The 14,693-nt window shown below is 68.4% G+C and carries 14 protein-coding genes and 1 pseudogene; 4 read left to right on the top strand and 11 right to left on the bottom strand.

Features of this window, described 5'->3' with window-relative positions; genetic code table 11:
- The 9 genes and pseudogenes from AC1DZV_RS11540 to AC1DZV_RS11500 form a co-directional block, all read right to left on the bottom strand.
- A pseudogene (locus AC1DZV_RS11540) lies at positions 1 to 148 on the bottom strand (3-oxoadipyl-CoA thiolase); the annotation flags it as partial.
- Positions 145 to 630, bottom strand: a complete 486-nt coding sequence (pcaC, locus tag AC1DZV_RS11535; RefSeq protein WP_459385909.1) for a 4-carboxymuconolactone decarboxylase — start codon at positions 628 to 630, stop codon at positions 145 to 147. The gene pcaC and the pseudogene AC1DZV_RS11540, both read right to left, overlap by 4 nt.
- On the bottom strand, positions 627 to 1,445 hold the full coding sequence (locus tag AC1DZV_RS11530) for an alpha/beta fold hydrolase (protein ID WP_476953754.1): 819 nt from the start codon (positions 1,443 to 1,445) through the stop codon (positions 627 to 629). Before AC1DZV_RS11530 ends, pcaC begins: the two co-directional genes overlap by 4 nt.
- On the bottom strand, positions 1,438 to 2,967 hold the full coding sequence (locus AC1DZV_RS11525) for a lyase family protein (RefSeq protein ID WP_476953753.1): 1,530 nt from the start codon (positions 2,965 to 2,967) through the stop codon (positions 1,438 to 1,440). Before AC1DZV_RS11525 ends, AC1DZV_RS11530 begins: the two co-directional genes overlap by 8 nt.
- A complete protein-coding gene (gene pcaG, locus AC1DZV_RS11520; protein ID WP_476943103.1) occupies positions 2,964 to 3,554 on the bottom strand; it encodes a protocatechuate 3,4-dioxygenase subunit alpha in 591 nt (196 codons plus the stop codon). The genes AC1DZV_RS11525 and pcaG overlap by 4 nt, the downstream gene beginning before the upstream one ends.
- Positions 3,547 to 4,455 (bottom strand): protocatechuate 3,4-dioxygenase subunit beta, encoded by a 909-nt coding sequence (gene pcaH, locus AC1DZV_RS11515; RefSeq protein ID WP_476951655.1) that lies wholly within the window; start codon positions 4,453 to 4,455, stop codon positions 3,547 to 3,549. Before pcaH ends, pcaG begins: the two co-directional genes overlap by 8 nt.
- A gap of 41 nt (positions 4,456 to 4,496) precedes the next feature.
- Positions 4,497 to 6,470 carry a bifunctional sugar phosphate isomerase/epimerase/4-hydroxyphenylpyruvate dioxygenase family protein gene (locus tag AC1DZV_RS11510; protein WP_476951656.1) on the bottom strand — a complete coding sequence of 658 codons (1,974 nt, stop codon included), beginning with the start codon at positions 6,468 to 6,470 and terminating at the stop codon, positions 4,497 to 4,499.
- Entirely contained in the window at positions 6,470 to 7,351 is an 882-nt protein-coding gene (locus AC1DZV_RS11505) for a shikimate dehydrogenase (protein ID WP_476953752.1), read from the bottom strand. The genes AC1DZV_RS11510 and AC1DZV_RS11505 overlap by 1 nt, the downstream gene beginning before the upstream one ends.
- Positions 7,352 to 7,524: 173 nt before the next feature.
- Positions 7,525 to 8,367, bottom strand: a complete 843-nt coding sequence (locus AC1DZV_RS11500; RefSeq protein ID WP_476951658.1) for an IclR family transcriptional regulator — start codon at positions 8,365 to 8,367, stop codon at positions 7,525 to 7,527.
- Between the two features lie 225 nt (positions 8,368 to 8,592).
- Between AC1DZV_RS11500 and AC1DZV_RS11495 the strand changes: the two genes are divergently transcribed.
- Complete coding sequence (locus AC1DZV_RS11495; protein WP_476951659.1) at positions 8,593 to 9,909, top strand: MFS transporter; 1,317 nt, start codon at positions 8,593 to 8,595, stop codon at positions 9,907 to 9,909.
- Positions 9,910 to 10,034: 125 nt separating this feature from the next.
- Here AC1DZV_RS11495 and AC1DZV_RS11490 read toward each other — a convergent pair whose 3' ends face one another.
- Entirely contained in the window at positions 10,035 to 11,120 is a 1,086-nt protein-coding gene (locus AC1DZV_RS11490; RefSeq protein WP_223914914.1) for an ATP-dependent DNA ligase, read from the bottom strand.
- A gap of 117 nt (positions 11,121 to 11,237) precedes the next feature.
- On the opposite strand from AC1DZV_RS11490, the gene AC1DZV_RS11485 reads away from it, so the two are divergent.
- The 3 genes from AC1DZV_RS11485 (at position 11,238) to AC1DZV_RS11475 (ending at position 14,355) form a co-directional block, all read left to right on the top strand.
- Positions 11,238 to 12,236: a TIGR03885 family FMN-dependent LLM class oxidoreductase gene (locus AC1DZV_RS11485; RefSeq protein ID WP_476951660.1), complete on the top strand. Its 999-nt coding sequence runs from the start codon at positions 11,238 to 11,240 to the stop codon at positions 12,234 to 12,236.
- Positions 12,233 to 13,966 (top strand): alpha-amylase family protein, encoded by a 1,734-nt coding sequence (locus tag AC1DZV_RS11480; protein WP_476951661.1) that lies wholly within the window; start codon positions 12,233 to 12,235, stop codon positions 13,964 to 13,966. Before AC1DZV_RS11485 ends, AC1DZV_RS11480 begins: the two co-directional genes overlap by 4 nt.
- Before the next feature lie 152 nt (positions 13,967 to 14,118).
- On the top strand, positions 14,119 to 14,355 hold the full coding sequence (locus AC1DZV_RS11475) for a hypothetical protein (RefSeq protein WP_018775353.1): 237 nt from the start codon (positions 14,119 to 14,121) through the stop codon (positions 14,353 to 14,355).
- Positions 14,356 to 14,359: 4 nt separating this feature from the next.
- On the opposite strand, the gene AC1DZV_RS11470 is transcribed toward AC1DZV_RS11475, so the two are convergent.
- Positions 14,360 to 14,686, bottom strand: a complete 327-nt coding sequence (locus tag AC1DZV_RS11470; RefSeq protein WP_476951662.1) for a MoaD/ThiS family protein — start codon at positions 14,684 to 14,686, stop codon at positions 14,360 to 14,362.
- Positions 14,687 to 14,693 lie beyond the last annotated feature (7 nt).

Below are 14,693 nucleotides of genomic sequence, written 5' to 3'. Positions count from 1 at the left end.
CGATCCGCTCCACGTCGAGGGCCGGGGCGCGCTTCACGGATTCCCGGATCACGTGCGCGGCAAGGTCATCCGGGCGGACCCCGGCGAGGCCGGCACCGAACTTCCCGAACGGCGTCCTCACAGCGTCATAGATAAATGCCTGATTCATGGGTTCTTGTCCGTTTCTGCTTCGTCCATGGCTGCGTCGTCCATGGAATGGAAGACCTGCTGGGCGGTCTTGAACGCGGTGTTGGCGGAGGGGACCCCGCAGTAGATGGCGGTCTGGAGCAGGATTTCCTTGATCTCGTCCCGGCTCAGGCCGTTGGTGATGGCGGCGCGGATGTGCATGGCCAGTTCTTCCCAGTGCCCGTGGGCCACCATGGCGGTCAGGGTCACGGCTGAGCGCATCTGGCGGCTGATCCCGGGCCGGGTCCAGATGCCGCCCCAGGCGATCCTGGTGATCATGTCCTGGAAGTCCTCGGTGAAGGAATCCTTGTTGGCGTTGGCGCGGTCCACATGCGCGGCGCCGAGGACCTCACGGCGGACTTTCATGCCGCCGTCGTAGATCTCCTGGCTGGTCGCGCCGGGCTGGACCACACCGTTGCGTTCGGGCCCGTTGAATTCGGCACTGCCGGTTTCGGAGAGGGTCATGCTCCCGCTCCCTGGGTCTCGGTCCAGGTGATGAGGCCCTTGAGCAGTTCGGCGACGTGGCCCGGTGCCTCGAACGGCGCCAGGTGTGCCACGCCCTCCAGGCTGACGGCCGTGGCAGTGCCGCCGCCGGAGGTGATGCCCGCGGCGACTTCCCCGGCCATCGACGGCGGGGCGACGTCGTCCAGGGCGCCCGCCACAACCTGGGTGGGGACGCGGATGGTGCCGAGCTGGTCCCGCACGTCGAAGCCGGCCAGGGACTCGCAGCAGAAGGCGTAGCTGAAGCGGTCGGCGTCCCGGAGGCTGTGCAGGAGCCGGCCGCTGAGCTCCGGCTGGCTCTCCATGAAGCCCGGCGCGAACCAGCGCTGCGCGGAACCCTGGATCATCACCGGGGTGCCCTGCGTGCGCACGGTTTCGGCGCGTTCCAGCCACCCCTCGGCAGTGCCGAGCTTCGCGCCGGAGCACTGCACGGAGAGGCTCTTGAGCCGGTCGCCGTGCTTGATGCCAAGCTGCAGTCCGGTGGCGCCGCCGAGGGATACCCCGGCGTAGTGGAAACGCGCGCCCGGGGCGATCGAATCGACCAGGCCGATCACGGCATCCGCGAGGTCGGCGACCGTGAAGGTCTCCTCCGCCGCGGGCGAGACGCCGTGCCCGGGCAGATCCCAGGCGATGACGTCGACGTCGGCGCCCAGCAATGTGCCGGCCTGGCTCCACAGCAGGGAGGATGTTCCGAGCGAGGGCCCGACGATGAGGAGGGGCTTGTCGCCGAGTTCGCGCTGGGGCGACAGCAGGACTGCTTTGACGGTGGGTCTAGCCACGGGAAGCTCCGTTCTGGATGTGGTGGGCGAGGGCGCTGGCGTGGCCGGTGTATTCCGGATAGGCCGCGAGGATGCGGCGGGAGATCTCAACGGCCTGGCCGAGGTAGTTGGCCGGGTTCAAAAGTTCCTCAAGCCGGGCGTCGCTGAGCAGCTCCTCCGGGACAGCGGCGCGGAGCAGTGCCCGGTAGGTGTCCGCCTGCTCCGCAGCCGGGGCCAGGAGCGTTTCGTCCACGACGGCCTGGAGCCGCTGTTTCCCGGTCCGGGCTGCTCCCGGGCCGGCGCCGTTCCCGTCCACAACGGTCCCGTCCAAAAGCGGTGCGACGGCGGCGTTGACGGCTTCGGAGAGCAACAGCGGGCCGCCGAGCTCGAGGTTGCGGCGCATCGCTCCGGGGAAGACCGACATCCCTTCGGCCAGTTCGCGCAGCTGCACCGCGGCGCCGAGGGCCACGCGCAGCAGCTGGCGCAGGGCCGCCCATTCGCTGTGCCAGGCGCCGTCGGGGCGTTCGTCGTTGAAATTGGCGGCCGCGAGATGCAGCTGTGCGGCCAGTGCCGGGGCCTGCAGGGCGGCGCTGCGGATCAGCACGGAGAGCACGGGGTTCTGCTTCTGCGGCATGGCCGAGGACACGCCGCGCCCCGCGACGCGCGGTTCCGCGACCTCGGCAACTTCGGGCCGGCTGAGGAACAGGACGTCCGCGGCGACCTTTCCGGCCGCGTCGGTCAGCGCCGCCAGCGCGTCGCCGAGCGAGGTTACGGCCAGCCGGTTGGTGTGCCAGGGGGCCGGAACGGGAGCGAGGCCCAGGCGGGCGGCCAGCCGGTCGGCGAGGTCAAACGGGGACAGTGCCCCTGCGGCCGGCCCAGTGCCGCCAGTGAGTACAGCGCCGTCAATAAGTACAGTGCCGGAAGCCAGGGTCCCGGCGGCGCCGCCGGTCTGTACCGGCAGTTCGAGGGCCTCAAGCCGGCTGGCCGCGGCGGCCAGCCCGCTGAACCATTGCGCGGCCCGCAGCCCGAAGGTGTAGGGAAGCGAGTGCTGGGTCAGGCTGCGGGCGACACAAAGCGTGTGCCCGTGGGTTTCGGCGAGGCCGGCGAGGGCGGCCGTTGCCGACCGGAGCTCCGCGAGCAGTTCGCGGATGGCTCCGGCGGCCAGCACCATCAGGGCCGAGTCGAGCACGTCCTGGCTGGTCAGCGACGTGTGAACGGCGCGGACGGCGCCGAGTCCGGCGGTGTCCAAGGTCCTCACCTGCTCCCGGAGGTCGGCGAGCAGCGGGATGACGGGGTTGCCGCCGCCTTGGGCCCGGACGGCGAGGTCCGCGACGTCGTACCGCTGCACGTCCGCGGCGGCGGCCACCACCGCGGCGGACCCGGCCGGGGCCAGGCCGGCCTCGTCCAGGACCGCCGCCCAGGCGGCCTCGACCTTGAGGATGGCGGCGAGCACCGCACGGTCCCCGGTCAGCGCCGCTACAAACGGCGACGCCGACACGGGACTCAGCAGGCCGGCGTCGCCGTCGGTTTCGAAGAAGGTCACTTGGAGGCACCCTCGGCGCTGCTGAAATCCAGGAACACGGTCTCGCCGTCGCCCTGGAGGCGGATGTCCCAGCTCAGTCCGCCGTCTGGATCCCGGCGTGCGATCAGGGTCCGGCGCCGGTCCGGGTCAAGCGAGCTGAGCAGCGGATCCTTGGCCAGGGCCTCCTCGTCCTCCGGCAGGTAGACGCGGGTGAACAGGCGGTTCATCAGGCCCCGGGCAAAGACGGCGACGGCGATGAACGGCGCTGCGCCCTCCTCGGTGGGGCCGGGGTTCACCGTGGTGAAGGTAAAGACGCCGGTGTTGCCGACAGCGCTGCGGCCGAAGCCGGTGAAGGTGTAGCCGTCCCGGACCAGGGAGCCCGTGCGGTGCGGGACCTTGCCGTCCGCGTCGGCCTGCCAGATCTCCAGGATCGCGTCCGGGATCGGGTGCCCGGCGCCGTCATAGACGGTGCCCTGGAGCCGGATGGAACCCGGGGATCCGGGAGCCAGGAGCTCGCGGTCCTTGGCGAAGGGCAGGGCGTAGCCATAGAACGGCCCCACGGTCTGGCCCGGTGTCGGGGTGAGTTTACCCACGGCGTTGCTATTCATTCTCATCGCCTCCTGCGCCCAATGCCTCGTTTTCGGTCCAGGTCCGCTTGGACCCGGTCAGGACGATGTCCCAGTTGTACGCCAGAGCCCATTCAGGCTTGGTCTGTTCGTGGTTGTAGGTGGCCACGAGCCGGTCGCGGGCATCCTGGTCCACGATCGACTGGTAGATCGGGTCCAGCGGGAACAGCTGGTCACCGGGGAAGTACATCTGGGTGACGATCCGCTGGGTGAACTCCTGCCCGAACAGGGAAAAGTGGATGTGGGCCGGGCGCCAGGCGTTGAGGTGGTTCTTCCACGGGTAGGCGCCGGGCTTGATGGTGGTGAAGCTGTAGGAGCCGTCCGCGCCCGTGATGCAGCGGCCGACGCCGGTGAAGTTGGGGTCCAGCGGTGCCGGGTGCTGGTCACGCTTGTGGATGTAGCGGCCGGCGGAGTTCGCCTGCCAGATTTCGACGAGCTGGCCGGCGACGGGGCGTCCGTCGCCGTCGAGCACCCGGCCGGAGACCACGATGCGTTCGCCGAGCGGCTCGCCGTTGTGCGCGATGGTCAGGTCCGCTTCCAGCGCGTGCACGTCCATGTGCCCGAACGCCGGCGAGTACAGTTCGATGGTTTCCGGATCCGCGTGGTGCAGATCCTTGGTGGGGTGGCGCAGGACGCTGCTGCGGTACGGCGCGTAGTCGAGCCGCGGCTGGGTTTCGGCCGGGGCGCCGCCTTTGAGGGCCTGCGCGTACGCTTCGCCGATCGCCTTCATCTCGGCGCTGAGGTCCGCCTGCGATTCCGCGGCAGTATCCAAGGCATGGCCAGCGGGCGCATACGTCTTTGGTGCGGCCTCCGTGGCTTCGTCGGACACGTCCTCGGTGATCGGGTCGGCGTTGAAGACGTCGAGGTTGATTTCTTCAGGCACAGCAGCCTCCTTTCGTTGATGTGTTTGTTGTTCGGCTGGGGTCAGGAAGTACGGGTCAGCTGGTGCAGGTGGTCGTACTGGACGGCGTGCCGCACCGGGGCGTTCGGGGCGCCATAGCCGTCGTAGGCACCGCGGCGCTCCACCATCTCGAAGAACACGCTGCCCACGGTGGCGGTGTAGAAGTGCAGGAATTCACCGTCGGCGTCGCGGTCATAGAGCAGGTTGAGCTCACGGAGCGTGGCCAGGAATTCCGGGTCCAGAGCGAACCGGGCGTCGAGGTCCTCGTAGTAGTTCGCGGGGATCTGCAGGAAGTCCAGTCCGCGGTCCCGTGCGGCCCGGGCCGTGGCCACGAGGTCTTCCACGGCGAAAGCGATGTGTTCCTGGTAGCCGGGACGGTGGCCGGTGCCGGCAGTCCCTTCCTGCTGGATCAGCGGGGCCAGGTTCAGCACCAGGCGGACGCCGCGGTCCTGCGTCAGCATCACCTGGGACCTGACCAGCCCGGTGGGGCTGGCCACCTCGGCGAAGGGCTGCGGTTCCAGTGCGAGGGCGCTGGTGTAGAAGAGCACGGCCTCGTCGAAGTGCTGCCACGGCTGCGCGAGGTTCACGTGGTCGATTACCGCGCCCGGGTGCTCTGCCGGGTCCGCCGCGGCGACGTCCAGGCCGTCGCCGAATTCCCGGGTCCACGCGGCGGTGCCGTCCGGGCTGCCCTGGCAGAGGAAGATTTCGGTGGAGTCCGGCGCGGCGAAGCCCTGGAAGACTTCCTCGTTGGCCTGGCTCTTGCGCGGCACGGCGGGGGCCTTGAGCTGCTGGGCGCGGGCGGCGGCGATAACGGGAGAGTCGACGTCGAAGCCCAGGGCGGAGATGGCAGGGGCGGCGGGAGCCGGCTGGCCGGTACCGGCGGCAGCGGTCGCCGTGCCGATGGCTGCCGGTTCTTCGTTGATGATCACGCGCGCGTGGCCCATGGTCCACAATTGCACGTCCTTCGTGCGATGCCGCCCGTTGAACGCAAACCCCAGCTGGCCCAGCAGGGTTTCCAGTCCGGCGGTGTCACCGGCCCGGACCTCGGCGAAGTTGAAGCCGGCGGGCTCGGCCACTCGGGGAAGAGTGGCCAGCTCCATGGGGTAGCGGCGCCGGGCACCGGACACCGGGCCGGCCGCCCCGCTGGTCATCCCGCCTGCTGCATTCGCCGGGTTTGCCTCGAGCCAGGCGGCGCTCTGCTCTTCGAGCCAGATCAGCGACCGCATGGCGTCGACGGCGGTGCGTTCGACGTCGGCCTGGCGGAAGACGTCGTTGAACACTTCCAGCGACACCGGTCCCGTGTAGCCCGCGCGGACCACGTGGCCCATGAACTTGGCGAGTTCGAACTGGCCCTCCCCTGGAAACACCCGGTAGTGCCGGCTCCAGGACAGCACGTCCATGGACAGCTTGGGGGCATCAGCGACCTGGACGAAGAAGATTTTCTCCGGGTCGAAGGCTTCGATCGGCGCGGTATCCCAGTCCCGGGAGAGGATGTGGAAAGAGTCCAGGCAGGTGCCCAGGTTGGGGTGGTCCACCATCCCAACCAGCCGGTGGGCGTGCTCGTAGTCGTTCACGTATTTGCCCCAGGCCAGGGCCTCATAGGCGACCTTGACGCCGTGGTCACCCGCGAGGTCCGCGAGCCGGGAAAGCTGTGCCGCCCGGAGATCGTCATCGTCGATCGTGGCGGTGCCGACGTTGGAACAGAGCAGCATGGTGTCCATGCCCAGGCGGGACATGAGCCGGAACTTTGCGTCCGCGCGGCGCAGGTTGGCGGCGAGCAGGTCCTCGGGAACGCTGTCGAAATCCCGGAACGGCTGGTAGAGATCCAGGTTCAGGCCGAGGTCGGCGGCCAGCTTCCGGACGTCCTCCGGGCTCAGCGGGGACGTCACGAGGTCCTGTTCGAAGATCTCGATCCCGTCGAAGCCGGCCACCGCGCAGGCCTGCATTTTTTCCCGCAAGGTGCCGGCGAGGCAGACGGTGGCGATCCCGGTGCGCATCAGGCGGGCACCTCTTCCGCGGCCACAAGTTCCAGGAAGTGGGAGCGCATGCGGTCGGCGTCGGCCTGGCGCCCGGTGAAGATCCGGAAGGCGTCCGCCGCCTGGCCCACGGCCATCCGGCCGCCGTCGAGCACCTCGCAGCCCTTGGCGCGCGCCTCGCGGACGAGCTCGGTTTCGATCGGCCGGTACACGATGTCGGCCACCCAGTGCCGGGACTCCACGAGGGACATGTCCAGCGGAACCCCCGGATGGGCGGCCATGCCCACCGGGGTGCAGTGCACCAGGCCGTCGGCCTGCGGCATGAGCTGCGGGAGCTCCGCCGTCGTCCGGGCGGTGACGGTCCGGTCCGGGAAGAACCCGGCGAGCTCGGCCGCCCGGGCGGTGGACCGGGCCGCGTCGGTGTCCACGAGGTCCAGCTCGCGGACCCCCGCGGTGAGCAGGGCGTAGGCGACGGCGGAGCCGGCGCCGCCGGCTCCGAGCTGCACCACGCGATCCAGGGTGGCGCCGGGAAGCCCGGAGGCCAGCGCCGCGGCGAAGCCGGAGAAGTCGGTGTTGTGGCCAATGAAGCGGCCGTCGCGGATCAGCACGGTATTGACGGCGCCCAGGCGCCGGGCGTCGGGGGAGACCTCATCCAGGTACTCGAGCACGAGCTGCTTGCAGGGGTGCGTGATGTTCAATCCGTTGAACCCGAGGCTCCGGGCGCCGGAGAGCAACTCCCCCACGGCCCGGCCGGGCAGGCCGAGTTCGGTGAGGTCGATGGGGCGGTAGAGGTACCGGAGGCCCTGCACGTCGCCCTCGCGTTCATGCATGTAGGGCGTGAGGGAGGGCATGACGCCGTCTCCCACGAGGCCCACGAGGAAGGACTCTGCTCGATTGCTCATCCAGTTTGCTCCTTTGACAACGACACTCGGCGGGCTGCGACGCTTGCGGCGTCCGCGGCGGGCCGGGTGATGGGGATTACATTACAGACTTTGTTCACATGTTGCACTTTTGTTCGAATGACGAACATATTATGACGCCGGCGGCTTTGTTTAGGCCGTAGGCTGGTCGGCCGTCACCGCTGGGGCAGCCGGGCCGACAGCTCTGCGGCCGCCGCCTGCAGCAGCGGCACGAGGGCCACGAGGGCCTCCATGCTCAGGCGGAAGACCGGGACCGCCGTGGCCAGCGAGGCGAAGGCGTGCCCCTGGGCGTTGAAAACCGGGACGGCGACGGCGCGCATGCCGAGTTCGTTTTCCTCGTCCATGGTGGCGAAGCCCTGGCGCCGGACCTGCTCGATTTCGGCCCGGAAAGCCTCGCGGTCCGTGATGGAGAGCGCCGTCAGCGGCTCCAGGGGCAGTTCCTCGACAAGCTGGGCGCGGGTGGCGTCGTCGGCGAACGCCACCAGTGCCTTGCCCACTGAGGTGGTATGAAGTGCCCCGAGATGCCCGGGGTCGCTCGTGACCCGGAACGTCTGCGGGCCGTCCACCTTGTTCACCGTCAGGTGGTGGATGCCGTCCCGCACGGAGAGGATGGTTGCCTCACCCGTTTCCTCGGTCACGCGCCGCAGGATGGGCAGCGCCGTACCCGCGAAGCCGTGGTGGTTGGAGACGCGCTGGCCAAGCTGGAAGACCCTCAGCCCCAGGTGGTAGCGGCGGCCGTCCGGCTCGTAGTCAACGAAGCCGTCCCGCGTCAGGGAGCCGAGCAGGCGGTACGTGGTGCTGAATGGCAGATCCGCGCGGCGGGAGATCTCCGCCGCGCTGGCACCCCGCGGCTCGTCGCCCAGGAGGACCAGCAGACCCAAGGCCTTGCCCACCATGTCCGTCCGCGAGTCCTCCCTGGCGGCCTTTGCAGGCTTCGAAGGGACTTCCGCCGGATACCCGGAAGCGGCGGGAACTTCTGTGGTTTGATTCACACTCATGCATCGATGTTCCCACATAGTGAGAGCTATTTCTAGATGGTGATTATTTTTGTTGACAAGTGACTGCGCTCACAGTCATGATTGCTACATCGCACAAGTAGCTTCCACCATGTGGCTACTAGTCCGGGTCTTTCCACGGACCTCCGGCTGCACCACACTTAAGCAAGCGGCAGCCGAGACCTTCCTGATCCATCCGCGACAACGTCGTCACACCAAAGGAACACCATGAGCCACACTGTCCCGTCCACGACGCCGGGTATAACCACAGGAGGGACGCCGAAGAAGGCGGCCCTTGCCAGCTTCCTGGGCAGCGCCGTCGAGTATTACGACTTCTTCATCTTCGGTTCCGCAGCCGCGCTGATCTTCCCGCATGTCTTCTTCCCCGACGCGGACACCAACGCGGCGATCATGTCGTTCGCCACCTTCGGCTTTGCCTACATTGCCCGCCCGGTGGGCGCCGTTGTCCTCGGCCACTTCGGTGACAGGATAGGGCGCCGGAAAGTCCTCATGTTCACGCTGTTGCTGATGGGCGCTTCCACCTTTGCCATCGGCTGCCTGCCGGACTTCAAGACGGTCGGCTGGTGGGCCCCTGTCCTGCTGGTGCTGGCGCGTCTCTGCCAGGGCTTTTCCGCTGCCGGCGAGCAGGCCGGCGCCTCGTCCATGACGCTCGAGCACGCCCCGGACAACCGCCGCTCCTTCTTCACCTCCTGGACCCTGACCGGCACCCAGGGCGGCCAGATCCTTGCCGCCCTCGTCTTCATCCCGGTCCTGGCCCTGCCTGACGACATCAAGTACACGATCGGCTGGCGCATCCCGTTCTGGCTCAGCGCCGTGGTTGTGCTGGTCGCGTTCTTCATCCGCCGCACCCTGCACGAACCGCCGGCGTTCGAGGAGGCCCAGAAGACCAAGCAGATCTCCAAGCTCCCCGTCGCTGACCTCCTCAAGAGCCACTGGCGCGATGTCCTGCGTGTCATCGCCTGCGCCTTCATCGCCGCCGTGTCCACCGTCTTCGGCACCCTGGCCATCAGCTACGCCAAGAACGTCGCCGGCGTGGACGGCACCACCACCCTCTGGCTCGTCGTCGGCGCCAACTTCATGGCACTGGGCACCCAGCCGCTCTTCGGCATGCTCGCCGACAAGATCGGCCGGAAGCCCGTCTTCATCTACGGCGCACTGTCCAGCGCATCCCTGACGCCGGTCTTCCTGCTGAGCCTCGAATCCGGCAACGTCGCGCTGATGTTCCTTACGGCAATCGCGTTCTTCTCCTTCGGCTACGCTGCGGCCAACGCGGTCTGGCCCTCCTTCTACGCCGAGATGTTCAGCACCAACGTCCGCTTCTCCGGCCTCGCAATCGGCACCCAGCTGGGCTTCCTGATGGCCGGCTTCGCCCCGGCGATCGTGGCGGCCATGGGCGGCATCCAGCCCGGCGGCTGGGTCCAGATCTCCATCTTCACCGCAATCATCTGCCTCATCGCCACGGTCGCGGCGCTGACGGCCAAGGAAACGTTCCGGGTCCCCACCAAACAGCTCGGCCAGCAGTAGCCCCGCACCGGCAGCGGATTTCATCCGCACTTCCGCACAGCTTTTCCGCACGCACGACGGCGGCCCGTCCCTTTGGGGGCGGGGCGCCGTCGTTAAAGCGTTGAGCAGGTGAGCGGGCTATCCGGTTAGCGGGCGGCGCCCAGTACCGCGGCGAGATCGAACTTCACCGGTTCCTCCAGCTGGTCATAGGTGCAGGAGCGCGGATCACGGTCCGGACGCCAGCGCAGGAACTGGGCTGTGTGCCGGAACCTTTCGCCCTCCATATGGTCATACTTCACTTCCACCACGCGCTCGGGCCGCAGCGGGGTGAAGGACAGGTCCTTGCCGCCGCTCCACCGGCTTCCCTCGGCCTTCCGCGGAGTTCGCGCCCCCTCCTCCTGCCGGGCCCAGGCCCAGGGGTGGTCGTCAAAACCGGTGACCAGCTCCTGCAGCTCGGCAAACAGCTCCGCGCGCCGGGCCATCGGGAAGGCTCCCACCACGCCGACGTTCGCCAGCACCCCGGCGTCGTCGTAGAGCCCCAAGAGCAGCGAGCCGATCCGGTCCGGACCGGAGGTGTGCACGCGGTATCCGGCGAGCACGCAGTCCGCCGTCCGTTCGTGCTTGACCTTCACCATCGCGCGCTTGTCCGGCTGGTAGCTGCCCTCCAGCGTCTTGGCCACAATCCCGTCCAGTCCGGCGCCCTCGAACTGCCGGAACCAGCGCTGCGCCGTGTCCCGGTCGGAGGTCGCGGCTGTGAGGTGGACCGGCGCCGCGCTGGCTGCGAGTGCGCGCTCCAGCTGCCGGCGGCGCTCGGAGAAGGGTTTGCCCGTAAGATCCTCGTCGCCGAGGGCCAGCAGGTCGAACGCCACGAAGCGCGCCGGGGTCTGTTCCGCGAGCAGCTTCACCCGGCTGGCGGCCGGATGGATGCGCTGCTGGAGCGCGTCGAAGTCCAGCCGGTCCCCGGAGGCCGCCACCAGGATGATCTCGCCGTCCACCACGCAGCGTTCCGGCAGCTCCGACTTCAGCGCCTCGACAAGCTCGGGGAAATAGCGCGTCATCGGCTTGCCGTTCCGGCTGCCGATCTCCACCTCGTCGCCGTCACGGAAGATGATGGAGCGGAAACCGTCCCATTTCGGCTCAAAGAGCCAGCCCGTTCCGGCGTCCGGCGACGGCAGCGCGGGGAGTGCTTTGGCCAGCATGGGCGCAATGGGAGGCATCAACGGCAGGTGCATAGCGCCCATTCTTGCGCCGCGGACCCGGCACCGCCACCCCACGCCGTGGTTTCTCGCGAGGGGCTCCTCAACTGGGGGCTCCTCGACACGGCCCGGCCCCGGCGGTAAACATGGGTGATGGCTACCATCGGGTTCCACGCCTCGCATGAACAGATCAGCCCCCGCCGCCTCCTGCAGGACGTTCAACTGGCCGAGCAGGCAGGCTTCGATGCCGCCATGTGTTCGGACCATATTGAGCCGTGGTCCGCCCGGCAGGGCCACTCCGGGTTCGCCTGGTCCTGGCTCGGGGCCGCGCTGGCTACCACCGGTCTGCGCTTCGGGGTGGTGACGGCGCCCGGGCAGCGGTACCACCCGGCGATCATCGCGCACGCCTCAGCCACCCTGGCGGACATGTTTCCCGGCCGCTTCTGGATGGCCCCGGGCAGCGGCGAGTATATGAACGAGCACATCACCGGCCAGGCCTGGCCGCCGAAGGAAACGCGTCAGCGCCGGCTGGAGGAATGCGTAGACATCATCCGCCGGCTCCACGCCGGCGACGTGGTCACGCACCACGGCCTCGTCACGGTGGAGCAAGCCCGGATCTGGGACGTTCCGGAGATCAAACCGCCGATCATTGCCCCGGCGGTGAGCGTGGAAACAGCGCGCCGGGCAGCGGCCTGGGCCGACGGACTCGTCACCGTCAACCAGCCGCCGGGAAAGCTGAAGGACACGCTGGCGGCGTACCGGAACGCCGGTGGCCGCGGACCGGCTGCCCTCCAGGTCCACCTGTCCTGGGCGCCGACAGAGGCAGAGGCCGTCGCGATCGCCGAGGACCAGTGGCGCACCAACGTCTTTGCTCCGCCGATTCCTTGGGACCTGCCCTCTGCGGCCCATTTCGACGGTGTCAGCGCCGGTGTCCAGGAGGACCAGGTGCGGGCGGCCGTCAACGTCTCCGCCGATGCCGGGCGGCACGCCCAATGGCTGGCGTCCTATCTGGACCTCGGGTTCGATGCGCTGTACCTGCACTTTGTCGGTCAGGAGCAGACGCCGTTTATCGATGCCTTCGCCGAGCACGTCCTCCCCCAGCTCCGCCCGGCGGCGGGACCGGCTCCGTTCGGAACGGACGGTGCGCTGTGAGAATCGCCGAGACCTCGGACCTCTGGTGGAAGAACGCGGTGATTTACTGCCTGGATCCGGAGACGTTCTTCGACGGCGACGGCGACGGCACCGGAGATTTCGGCGGACTGATCCAGCGGGTGGACTATCTTGCCGCGCTCGGCATCACGTGCATCTGGCTCATGCCCTTCTACCCTTCCCCGGACCGCGACGACGGCTACGACGTCACCGACATGTACGGCGTGGATCCCCGGCTCGGAAGCCTGGGGGACCTGGTGGAATTCATCCGCACCGCCAACGACCGCGGCATCCGGGTGATCGCGGACTTTGTCATCAACCACACCTCCGACCGGCACCCGTGGTTCGTCCAGGCGCGCAAGTCCGTGGACAACCCCTACCGCGACTACTACGTCTGGCGGAAGGACACGCCGCCGGACACCTCGGACCAGGTGGTGTTTCCCGGCGAGGAAACGTCCATCTGGACCCAGGACAAGGCCACCGGTGAGTGGTATCTGCACATGTTCGCCAAACACCAGCCGGACCTGAACGTGATGAATGCCAAGGTGCGGGACGAGATTGCGAAGTCGATGGGATTCTGGCTGCAGCTGGGCCTGGACGGGTTCCGGCTGGACGCGGTGCCCTTCTTCCTGGAGCTGGTCGGCGAGCCCAAGGATGAAGCCGCGAAAATCGACCCGCACCAGTACCTGAGCGCCCTGCGCAGCTTCCTCAACCGCCGGCATGGCAGTGCCGTGTTGCTGGGCGAGGTCAACCTTCCATACAAAGAGCAGCTGAAGTACTTCGGCGGGCCGGCCGGCAACGAGCTGAACATGCAGTTTGATTTCCTCTCCATGCAGAACATGTACCTGTCACTGGCCCGGCAGGACGCCAGGCCGCTGGCCCGGACGCTCGGCAGCCGTCCGAAGATCAATCCCGACAACCAATGGGCCATGTTCGTCCGGAACCACGATGAACTCACCCTGGACAAGCTCAGCGATGCCGAACGCGAGGAGGTCTTCGCGGCCTTCGGCCCGGATCCCGATATGCAGATGTACGGCCGCGGACTGCGGCGGCGGCTGCCCACCATGCTCGGCGGCGACCCGGCCAGGATCCGCATGGTGTACTCCCTGATGTTCTCGCTGCCGGGCACCCCGGTGCTCTTCTACGGCGAAGAGATCGGGATGGGCGAAGACCTGCGCGCGAAGGGCCGCTCGGCCGTCCGCTCCCCCATGCAGTGGGACCACACCGAAAATGGCGGCTTCTCGACCGCCCCGCCGGGGGACCTCGTCGCCCAGCCCGTGGACGGACCGTTCGGGCCGGCGCGCATCAACGCCGCGGCCGCGAAACGGGATCCCGATTCGCTGTGGAACTTTATCGCGACGCTGATCCAGCGGTACCGGGAATGTCCCGAGCTCGGCTGGGGCAGGTTTGCCCTCATCAAGCAGGCCTCACCGGCGGTGTTGCTGCACCGCTGCACGTGGGACGGCTCTACGGTGGTGGTCGCCCACAATTTTGGCGCCGAACCGGCGTCTGTGACGGCCTCGGTGGTCCCGCCGGAGGGCGGGGAAGGCGGCCCGGGGGATCCGGACGGGAAGGGCGCGGCGGGGCGGTCCTTCGCCGGGGCAGTGCTCCGGGACCTGCTCGGCGGCGAGGACATCCCGCTCTTGGACGACGGCGCCTTCGAAGTCCCGCTGGACCGCTACGGGTACCGGTGGTTCCGGGTCGAGCGCCCGGGCGAACGCCAGCTCCCCTGAGGGCGGCCGCAGCCCTGATGGGGACCGGAATCAGCAGCGCCCCCGAAATCTAACCGGCCCCTTACCGTCCCGAAACGCGGACGCAACATTGGCGCAGGAGACTGGAAGTGCCGGCAAGAGCAGGCACCGACTCCAGTCCAGGAGGCCCCGCCATGTTGAAGGAAGCGAAAGCCCATGTAACCCGCGTCCGCGCGCTCGACCAGCTGCACCGCGGCGATGAGATCGAGGCCCGCCTGCGGGTGGGCCCGAACTACGATGACGTCGTGATCCGCCGCGGCAGCGTTCAGGAAACGGCCCCCGGAATCGGCGTCGTCTGGATCATGGACCGCCACACCGGCATGCGCAAGGCCATCAACGCCGACGAATGCAGCGTCTGGCGGGTCGCCTGAGGCGTCAGCCTCCCGCCACCGACTGGATGATGAGGACTTCCTGGCCCGGCGCCACGGCAGTCACCAGACCCTGCAGCCGCCGGATCTCATTCCCGTTGACGTATATATTCACGTAACGGCGAACACTTCCGGTTTCGTCCCGCAACCGCCGCGACAGCGCCGGATAGTCCCCGGTCACCGTATCCAGCACCCACTCCACCGTCACCGCCGCCTCGGCGGGCGCAGTCAGGATGGACTGCCCGCCGGCGAGCGGTTGGAGGACGCTGGGCAGGACCACGCTGATCGCCGAGTCTGCCTGCATGGCGTCGCCGCTGATCTCGCCGCTGTTCATGCGTTTT

It is taken from the genome of Arthrobacter sp. P1_D12 (genome assembly GCF_056406175.1).
Note: the sequence above shows the minus strand (reverse complement) of the source record. Positions and strands in the feature narration are given on the sequence as shown.

Coding starts and splice junctions, on each gene's coding strand:
- pcaC (WP_459385909.1), bottom strand. CDS start 630: ATGACCCTCTCCGAAACCGGCAGTGCCGAATTCAACGGGCCCGAACGC.
- pcaG (WP_476943103.1), bottom strand. CDS start 3,554: ATGAATAGCAACGCCGTGGGTAAACTCACCCCGACACCGGGCCAGACC.
- AC1DZV_RS11510 (WP_476951656.1), bottom strand. CDS start 6,470: ATGCGCACCGGGATCGCCACCGTCTGCCTCGCCGGCACCTTGCGGGAA.
- AC1DZV_RS11505 (WP_476953752.1), bottom strand. CDS start 7,351: ATGAGCAATCGAGCAGAGTCCTTCCTCGTGGGCCTCGTGGGAGACGGC.
- AC1DZV_RS11500 (WP_476951658.1), bottom strand. CDS start 8,367: ATGAGTGTGAATCAAACCACAGAAGTTCCCGCCGCTTCCGGGTATCCG.
- AC1DZV_RS11495 (WP_476951659.1), top strand. CDS start 8,593: ATGAGCCACACTGTCCCGTCCACGACGCCGGGTATAACCACAGGAGGG.
- AC1DZV_RS11490 (WP_223914914.1), bottom strand. CDS start 11,120: ATGCACCTGCCGTTGATGCCTCCCATTGCGCCCATGCTGGCCAAAGCA.
- AC1DZV_RS11485 (WP_476951660.1), top strand. CDS start 11,238: ATGGCTACCATCGGGTTCCACGCCTCGCATGAACAGATCAGCCCCCGC.
- AC1DZV_RS11475 (WP_018775353.1), top strand. CDS start 14,119: ATGTTGAAGGAAGCGAAAGCCCATGTAACCCGCGTCCGCGCGCTCGAC.
- AC1DZV_RS11470 (WP_476951662.1), bottom strand. CDS start 14,686: ATGAACAGCGGCGAGATCAGCGGCGACGCCATGCAGGCAGACTCGGCG.